The organism is Actinophytocola sp., from assembly GCF_036002505.1.
Taxonomy (GTDB): domain Bacteria; phylum Actinomycetota; class Actinomycetes; order Mycobacteriales; family Pseudonocardiaceae; genus DASYTH01.
In genome coordinates this window covers 1-1,936 of the sequence record NZ_DASYTH010000231.1, presented here as the reverse complement: position 1 = coordinate 1,936, position 1,936 = coordinate 1, and the positions used below count along the sequence as shown (strand labels likewise).

Annotated in this window: 1 protein-coding gene; it reads right to left on the bottom strand. The window is 68.3% G+C overall.

All coding sequences use genetic code 11. The annotated features are described in order from the left end of the window. Positions 1-85: 85 nt before the first annotated feature. A complete protein-coding gene (locus tag VGR06_RS20910; RefSeq protein WP_327560806.1) occupies positions 86-1,807 on the bottom strand; it encodes an IS1634 family transposase in 1,722 nt (573 codons plus the stop codon). Between the last annotated feature and the right edge of the window lie 129 nt (positions 1,808-1,936).

The following is a 1,936-nucleotide window of genomic DNA, read 5'->3' as shown; positions in this document are numbered from 1 at the left end:
CTAGCCCGAGTTTCCGACGATCTTGAGGTTCGGTGCCCGTTCTTGCAGGCCAGGGAGGGTGTAGTGGCCTGTCGGGGCGTATGACCTAACTCCGTGGAGCGTGCCTGGCCAGGTTGAAGATCTCGTATAACTTGTGCTGGTCGCCGGTGAGCTCGGTGGTCATGCGGCGTGCTTTGGGCCGGCCCCGGGCACCCTGGTAGAGCAGGACGGTCTCGCCGATGCCGGCGAGCTGGGCGAGGACGGCGCGTACCGACAGGTGCAGGCCGGCGCGGTGAGCCTTGAGCCGCATGAGGTGGGCGATCTGCAGGGCCAGTACGCAGGTGAAGAGGTGGACGCGGATGTTGTGCTCGGTCCAGTGGTGCATCGGGCTGAAGGAGACCACGTGCGGGTCTTTCATCTGCCGGAAGGAGAACTCGGCCTCGGACTGGGACCGGTATCCGGCGATGACCTCGGCTGCCGGCCAGTCGTCGTGATCGGTGATCAGCACGTGCTTGCCGAACAGTTCGGCTTCCAGGGCGGCGCGGGAGTCAGCGTCGATGGCCCATGTCAGCCGCAGGTCTGCGGGTTTGTCGCCGGATAGCTGCCAGGTGACGACGCGGCGGACCCAGGGCTTGCGGGTGATCGTGGTGATCTCGGCTTCCACGTTCTCCCTGGGGCGGCGGGTCTTGCCGCGGGCCAGGGTGGCGGCCAGGTCGTCGAGCCTGCGTCCGGCCTTGGCCAGGGTGGTGCCGTCGAACCCGGCCGCCTGGCTTTGGTGGTACTCCGGTGAGTGGGTCAAGATGGTCCGCCGCCCGGCGCCGTAGGTGATGCGGCGGGTTTCATAGGCGGTCAGCCCGCCGAACCGGGCCTCGTCGACGATGGTGCGCACCGAGGCGGGCAGGGCGGTCAGGTCTGGGCAGTCGGAGGCGGGCACCGAGCCCACGTACCGCAGCCCGGCCGTTGCGAGGCAGGCGAAGTTGTCCTGGCTGTTCTGCCCGGCATCGAAGACCACGGTCATGTCCGCGGGTCCGTCATCGCTGGCCGCGACACCGGCCGCGGCGGTGATCGCCTGGTACTGGCGGCGGAGCTGGCTGATCATCTCCGGGAACTGGGTGACATCAGGCTTGTCGCCGGGGTAGGCGTGCCAGGTCAGCGGGATCCCGCCGTCGCGGGTGACGACCAGGCCCAGGCCGACGAGCCGCAGGTCGGTGCGCTTCTGCTTCGCCTTTCCCCGCTGCGCGACCGGGGCCTTGCCGTTCGCGGTGGCGATGAAGGTGGCGAAGTTGGTCATGTCCAGCGCGACCGAGGAGGTATCGACCCCGGAGGCCTCGATCAGCCGCAGGGCGATCGCCTGGCTGATCTGTTCCAGGTTCTCCAGCGAGACGGCGTGCATTGCGTCCCAGAACCTCCGGTGATCCAGGGCCGAGGCGGGGATCCTGGTGAACCTGTCCGCGGCGGTGGTCTTCCACCAGTCCGCGAACCCGCGCTTGGAGCACGGATCCACCAGCCGGTTCAGCGCCGCCAGCGCCAGGTAGGTGCCCGCGCTCAGCGGGAGCCCCGCCGGGCGCTGCACCGTCGCCTGGTCGATGACGGCGGCCACCCCGAGGTCTACCAGCATGCCCCACGCCGCGGCGACGTCCCCGAACGCCAGGTGCCGGGTGCGGTCCGGCAGCATCTGCCGCTCGCGCGCGTCCAGCAGCGCCTCGATCTCGGCGGCCGTGCCGGCGTATCGCTCGGAGACCATTTTCGGCTTGCCGTCCACGCGGGCCATCTCGCGCAGGTACCAGTACGTCTTGCCGCTGATCTTCTTCGGGTACAGGCTCGTCATAAATTTAGGTCATACAGGTCCACGGCCGCTCTGTCAAGCAGCAGATCCGGTGTGTCAGCAGGAAAGATGCGTCAGCTCCGGCCAGCCGCCGGACACCACAGAACCATGATCGTCGGAAACTCGGGCTAG

What these genes read in the sequence shown, in the direction of transcription:
- VGR06_RS20910 (WP_327560806.1), bottom strand. Translation starts at nt 1,807, where the DNA reads ATGACGAGCCTGTACCCGAAGAAGATCAGCGGCAAGACGTACTGGTAC.